Here is a 6,901-nt window from a genome sequence, read left to right on the forward strand (position 1 = left end):
GTTCAGTCATCCGTATAGTCAGACGGATTTCATGCTCGCATGAAAAGACGGCTGATTATACGAATGAGATGAGCGCCACTCTATGAGCAAAATAGCTGCGCAGCAGCGACAAGTGCCGCAGGCACGCTTTTGCGAATGGCGCGGCTAAACGTCCCTTATTCCATTTCAAAATATAGCCTCAGCAATTGTTCTCCAACTTTTCCAAGACTTTTATTACAAGCAATTTTCCGTTCTTCCTTTTTCATCAAACGAACATCCCGACTGAAAATCGCAGTTATCTTTTCCTGAAACTCTTTTATTGTCTCTGCTTTATATACCTGTTTTTCATCTTCAAGCCATCCTTCATACACAGGAATGTTTCTTACTATTGTCGGAATTTCACAGGCAAGAGCTTCTAAAACAACGATTCCTTCCGTTTCCTCATAACTCATAAACGAAAATACGTCTGCCCCACAATATGCATCACGCAGTTCATCAGACTTTACGAATCCTGCAAACAATACATTATCCGGTTTCTTTGATATCGCCTCTTTGATTTCTGCTGTCACCAAGCTTTCATTACCGCCTCCAAACCAGATAAACTGTACTTTCGGCATCATTCTGGCCAGTTCAAGAAAATCCAGAATTCCTTTTCTTCCAATCAAATGTCCCACAGATATCACAACCTTCTGCTCTTCCGTTAGCTGATATTTTGCGCGGAAGCGTATTCTCCCCTCTGGATCAGGTTTGAAAAATTCTGTATCCACACCATTAGTAATCGAATAAATTTTTCGTTTCAATCCATACCCTTCCAACAATTTTCTGGAATACTCGGTTGGCGTCACAACAACATCCCCCAAATTATAACAAAAGCAGATCCATTTTTTAAAAATCGGCGCTGCAAGATTAGAACCAATAAAGGAATTTTTAAAATCTTCCATTGTAGAATGCCCATAATAAATCACTTTTTTCTTCTGCATTTTTGCTATAAAGGCCGCAATCACCGAATCTGGAAAAACTGTATTCATATGAACCACGGTTGCTTCTTTCCACCTGGCTGCACGCGGTGCCTCTACTGCATTCAGCATTTTCTCCTGATGCTCGATTGCTTTTCCGACACCACTTTTTTCTACAATCGGAAACCCACCTCTGTATATATATGTTTTCATAATCTTTACCCTATTCCTTTTATAATGAAAATAACATCTTAAATGCTGTCGTAAGCCCCAGACTGTAAAGTGCAATAGAAAATGGTTTTCCAAGTACAATAACTGCTGTAAACTGTTTCCACGTCATTTTTGTAGTTCCCGCAAGATAGCACAAGAAATCATCCGGTGCCACCGGGAAAAAGATTGCCAGCGCAAATAATTTCAAAAACTTACCGTCCTTCTGGGTCCATCCATCATATTTTTCTATCATTTTTTCAGAAAACATTTTGTATAAAACCGGCCTTCCTATTGTCTTTGAAATTCCAAACACTGCAATTGATCCTATACAGATACCAATATAATTATAAAAAAATCCTAGCCACGGCCCAAAAAAGATCACACCACCCAGGCAACTGACTCCACCCGGTAGGATTGGAATAATAACCTGCACAACCTGGATCAGAATAAAAACGAGCATTCCAGTATAACCGAATTTCCAGATAAATGTCTGCAAAGAATCTACCGAATTTAAAATGCCGTTTTTATATGCCCAGATTGCAAGAAGCGCACATCCGGCCAGTCCGGCTATCGAAAGCAGATTGAAAAATCTAGTCAGATTTCTCTGTTTCTTAGGCTGCATTTTCATATCGGTATTTTCGTATTTGCTGTTCATAGATTTTTTCCACTCTTTCGGCAAAATTTCCGGAAGAAAATTTTTCTGCTGAAATAGCAGCCTTGTTTTGCATCCTACCTCTTGCATTTTCACCCATCCCCTTCCATTCTTGGATTCTCATAAGATAATCTTCTTTTTTATCATACTGCCATCCATTTTCCCCATCTGTCACAACTTGTTCCAGACATCCGTCTCTTCTGCAAAGGAGCGGAATACCACCTGCAAGCGCTTCTGCATAAGTCATTCCCTGTGTCTCGCTGGTAGAAGCACTGACAAAGAGATCTCCTGCCTGATAATAGTGTCCCACTTCTTCCGGTATGATCATTCCCGTAAAAATCACATTTTTAGCAAGCTTTAGCTCTTCGACCTTTTTTTTCAGCTCCGGAAGATATGGTCCATCCCCTACAAGGACTAAAATCACCCCGGATTTTGCTGCATCTTGCTGATATTCCAGAAGCTCTTCAATGTTTTTTTCCTTTGCCATTCTGCCTACATATACCAACACCAGTGCATCCTGTGATATACCAAGCTGCATACGGATTTTTTTACGCCAGTCTTCTTTTTTACATAGCTGATATTTTTCCAGATGGATTCCAGATGGAATAACTTCCACCGGACAAGACACCTGGTATCCTTCCAATATCTTACGGATCTTATCACTGGGTGCAATTAGGGTTTCTACCGCATTTGCAAGTTTCTTTGTCATCAACTGCACAATATTTCTTCCCCATACTTTCTGCGGTGAAAAATAATGGGTATAGTCCTCGTAAACTGTATGGTACGTATGTACAATCGGAACATGAAGTTCAGATGCGATCCTTTTCGCTAAGAAAAATGTGGAAAATTCACACTGTGAATGCACAATATCCGGTTTCCACTCAAGCAACATTTCCATATAGTCACCTGCTGCCTTTGGAATTTTTAATCTTGCCTGCGGATAAATGCATCCAAGTCCAATTGATCCTGCATAAACCACATCGCCTTCTATATAAGAATGAAATGTTCTTGATAATGTAAGAATTTTTACTTCATGTCCTCTTTCTCTTAGCTGTCTGGAAAGATTCATAACTGAAGTAACAACACCGTTTATAACCGGTTCGTACCAGTCTGTTGTAATCAATACTCTCATTTATTAATTCCTCCCGTTATCTTTTTATGAGCATAGTTTAACAGGAGATTGTTAAGATATGGAAAGGGCATTTCTAAAGAATTTTTAAACAAATGCGAAATATTCATTCAAGACAATATTTCAAAAAAAGTGTATCACTTTTTAGAACTCTCTAAAAAATGATACACTTTCTATTTACTCACTTAATACATCCAATGCACTCATTGCCAAGAGCTGAACAGAAGCATGCAGATTTCTTTTTCCTTCTTCTCCGCCTGCTGCTACTGCAAACTCTTTTGTATGTGTCCCTACATGCTCTTTCAATTTCACATAAAACTGAATTGCCGGTATTTCATGGGTTACATTTCCAACATCAGTCGAACCGATTCCCTGAGTCAGGTCACGCTCTATATACTCTTCACCAATAAAGTCCATGTTCTTACGAACATACTGAACCAGTTTCTTATCATTACGCACATCTTTGATAACTTCATCCAACTGTCTTTCTTCAACTTCTGTCCTGGTTGCAATTGCCGCTCCTTTCGCACAATCACGAATAGCATCAACCATTTCCATCATATAATCATATTCCAGTGAACGAATATTAAATACTGCTTTCGCTTCATCTGTTATAGTATTATGAGCTACTCCGCCTTCTGTAATAATTCCGTGTACTCTGCTGTAATCTTTAAAATGTAAACGCATCATATCAACCGCATGGAACATTAACTGAACTCCACTTAGTGCATTTGCTCCCTTCCATGGGCAAGCTGCCGCATGAGCCGGTTTTCCTTTGAAGGTGAATTCCAATGTAATTGCTGCAAAAGAAATATCATCTGGCATAGATTCATCACACGGATGCATCAGAAGTGCAGCATCAATTCCTTCAAATACTCCATGGCGAACCATAATCGCTTTGCCACTGCCCTTTTCTTCGGCCGGAGTACCTAATACTTTTAACACGCCACCTATCTCATGCTTTTCCATAACTTCCTTTAATACAATTCCTGCACCGGCTGCTGATGTTCCGATCAGATTATGTCCACAACCATGTCCGATTTCTGGAAGACAATCATATTCTCCCATAAGTGCTACTGTTTTCCCTGGTTTTCCAGAATTAAAAACTGCTTCAAAAGACGTCGGCATTTCTGCAATTCCTCGTTTAACAACAAAGCCATGGCTTTCCAACAGTTTGCAAAGTGCTTCCTGTGATTTATATTCTTTAAATGCCAGTTCAGGGTTTGCAAAAATATAATCACTTACTTTTTCAAATTCTTCCTTTTTCTCTTTTGCAAGATTACTGATTTCCTGTTTCATTAATTCTAAATTATCCATATTCTTCACCTCTCATTTTATCTGTATGGTTTTAGATCATTCCTTTTAAAGATAAGATAATATTTGAAATTGCTGCTGATCCAAAATAAGTAGATGCCATAACCACAAAGGATACAATTACAATTTTCCAGCTGAGTTTTTTGAAAACCTCAAGCTGGTCTCCTACAGCAATTCCAGCAAAAGCAAGTAGCGGAAGTCCTACAAGTCCAAAACTATATGCACTCATTGCATTTACGATAAAATCTGCAATCGGAGATATCGGCAATGTCAAAACAAAGGATACCAGTGTAGCCCACGCAAATCCTGGAAGATTAGGTTTTTTCACAACATTTTTCAAGGTAATCGCAATCACTACCATTACAAAGCTTACCACTGTCGACTTTGCCAAATCCGGAAGTTTGCTTCCAATAGAAACCATATGTATAATTATGACAATTCCATAAATCACCAATACTATTTTAATTTGTTCTAAAATATTACTTAATGTCGATTTTTCTTGTGGAGTTTGTTTTGTATTTTCCATCTTATGCCTCCTCAGATGCTTTTTTAAATAATTTAGCCCTTAATTTTTCAATACCTGGATTAACACGATTATAATACCAGTTCGCTAATGGCAATGCCAAAAACATTTCCACATACACACCTGTTACTGCAGTTAAAAGTCCACTGGTTGCAGAATATGCAAGAATTTGTTCTGCATACATAGGTGCCGCTGCATTTGTCAACGCTGCAGTAGCCGCATTCATCATAGATGCACTTCCCATACCTGATGCCATCGCAAGTGCATAAGGATGAAATCCGATTGCTAACCCGATCGGTGCCAGGAAAGAATAGAAGAGAGTACCAAATACACTTCCGCTAATATAAGTTCCAAGTGTTCCCATTCCTTCTCTGGATTCCAGACCATATTTATCTCCGATAATACCAAGTGCCGTATCTCTGCAAAGAGAGAACGTTCCACCCACAGCACTTCTTCCTAATCCAAGGAGTAAGCCAAGTGGTAATGCAATCAGCATCGTCATCATATTTCCCGCTTCCTGAAACAGTAAAGCAGGACCTGCCTGTAAAACAATTCCAACCTTTGGACCTGCATTGATACCAAACATAATTCCAAGCGGATATAATGTAAGAGACAACAAAAACGGTGCCCGTTTAATTTCTGCGTTACTAATAAATTTCTTCAGTGGGGGAATCACTTTTCCTAATAATGTTGGAGATAAAAGAATTCCCATGATGATAACCCAAATCATCGTCAATATCTTCACGTCAATCCCCATCACCTTAAATTGAAGTGGACCAATCAGCTCCGCAATAATGCAAATAATAATAGTTGCGATCATGCAATTTACAGTCCCTGTTCTTTCTTTCACATTTCCTTCCTCCGTTTCTTCCGAATTCTTATTTGACTACAGTATAACATTGACTTCTTAAAGTGTCGACGCTCTCCATGCACCATAATGTCCCTGTTTTTTATGCACTTTGCACATTTATTATTCTTTCAAAAATGTAGCATGTGCATTTCGCCCAACTATTTTCTTTCTTTTTAGGCACGCACAATATCGACTTTCCTATTTAGTAATGCTAAACTTTGCTTGTCAATTAAAAAACTATTTTAGTTAGAAAGAGAGGATTTAAGATGTTATTCAAACAATTAATAGAAGCTTTCGACATTATAGACAGTAAGAACGTAAACGGCAACTCTGTCGCATCTTATTTAAAATCCATAAAACAAGATGCGGATATTCAGGTTTATCCTTTAGTTGGACCAAAAGGTTCTACAGATATGTTAAAAATTCGCATCCCGGGTCTTCACGGAAAGACTTCCGGAGGCGATGCTCCGACAATTGGACTTCTTGGGAGATTAGGTGGACTTGGTGCTCGTCCTGAACGAATCGGGTATGTATCTGACGGTGATGGTGCCCTCGTTGCAATTGCTCTTGCTGCCAAATTATTAGATATGCAGAATAAAGGGGATTTTTTAGAAGGTGACGTATTCATTTCTACACATATTTGTCCGGATGCACCGACCGCGCCACATGTTCCGGTTCCATTTATGGGATCACCTGTAGAAATGGCACAGGTAAATGCCGAAGAGCTCACACCGGAACTTGACGCAGTTCTCTCTGTAGATACTACTAAAGGAAATCGCGTGATCAATCACAATGGATTTGCAATCTCACCTACAGTAAAAGAAGGCTACATCCTTCGTACTTCCGAAGATCTTCTTGATTTAATGCAGATTACTACGGGAAAACTTCCAAAAGTATTTCCATTAACACAGCAGGATATCACTCCTTATGGCAATGATCTTCATCATCTAAACAGTATTCTGCAACCGGCAACTGCTACTAATGCACCTGTAGTCGGGATTGCCATCACAACAGAAACAACTGTTCCCGGTTGTGCAACCGGAGCCAGTCATATGACTGATCTTGATGAAGCTGCACGCTTTATGTTAGAAGTTGCCAAATCCTTTGGCAGTCGTTCTCTTAAATTATACGACGAAGAAGAATTCGAAAAATTACAAAGTTTATACGGTTCAATGAATCATTTCCAAAAACTGAATCCTTTCTCGTAATAGATACATACTGTTTTGAAATAAAAGATGCCCCGAAAAGGCAATGTCATTAAGTTAATTTAAAAATTAAAAAAAGCAGA

At 39.0% G+C, this 6,901-nt stretch carries 7 protein-coding genes; 1 reads left to right on the top strand and 6 read right to left on the bottom strand.

The genetic code is table 11. The annotated features are described in order from the left end of the window. Positions 1-155 precede the first annotated feature (155 nt). The 6 genes from PG766_RS16550 to PG766_RS16575 form a co-directional block, all read right to left on the bottom strand. A complete protein-coding gene (locus tag PG766_RS16550) occupies positions 156-1,148 on the bottom strand; it encodes a glycosyltransferase (RefSeq protein ID WP_118199833.1) in 993 nt (330 codons plus the stop codon). A 19-nt stretch (positions 1,149-1,167) separates the two neighbouring features. Then, positions 1,168-1,773: a TVP38/TMEM64 family protein gene (locus PG766_RS16555; RefSeq protein ID WP_118199835.1), complete on the bottom strand. Its 606-nt coding sequence runs from the start codon at positions 1,771-1,773 to the stop codon at positions 1,168-1,170. Beyond that, a complete protein-coding gene (locus PG766_RS16560; protein WP_270591361.1) occupies positions 1,757-2,929 on the bottom strand; it encodes a glycosyltransferase family 4 protein in 1,173 nt (390 codons plus the stop codon). Before PG766_RS16560 ends, PG766_RS16555 begins: the two co-directional genes overlap by 17 nt. A gap of 174 nt (positions 2,930-3,103) precedes the next feature. Then, complete coding sequence (locus PG766_RS16565; protein ID WP_270591362.1) at positions 3,104-4,243, bottom strand: M20 family metallopeptidase; 1,140 nt, start codon at positions 4,241-4,243, stop codon at positions 3,104-3,106. 31 nt (positions 4,244-4,274) lie between these two features. Continuing rightward, complete coding sequence (locus PG766_RS16570) at positions 4,275-4,766, bottom strand: hypothetical protein (protein WP_117823568.1); 492 nt, start codon at positions 4,764-4,766, stop codon at positions 4,275-4,277. A 1-nt stretch (position 4,767) separates the two neighbouring features. Then, positions 4,768-5,613, bottom strand: coding sequence for a DUF3100 domain-containing protein (locus tag PG766_RS16575; RefSeq protein ID WP_044999066.1), 846 nt, complete (start codon positions 5,611-5,613; stop codon positions 4,768-4,770). A 266-nt stretch (positions 5,614-5,879) separates the two neighbouring features. Here PG766_RS16575 and PG766_RS16580 point away from each other — a divergent pair, with 266 nt between their 5' ends. Beyond that, positions 5,880-6,821 carry a DUF1177 domain-containing protein gene (locus PG766_RS16580; RefSeq protein WP_117823567.1) on the top strand — a complete coding sequence of 314 codons (942 nt, stop codon included), beginning with the start codon at positions 5,880-5,882 and terminating at the stop codon, positions 6,819-6,821. Positions 6,822-6,901: the final 80 nt, after the last annotated feature.

This window comes from Coprococcus sp. LG101-27 (assembly GCF_027695515.1).
Classification (GTDB): Bacteria; Bacillota; Clostridia; order Lachnospirales; family Lachnospiraceae; genus Allocoprococcus; species Allocoprococcus comes.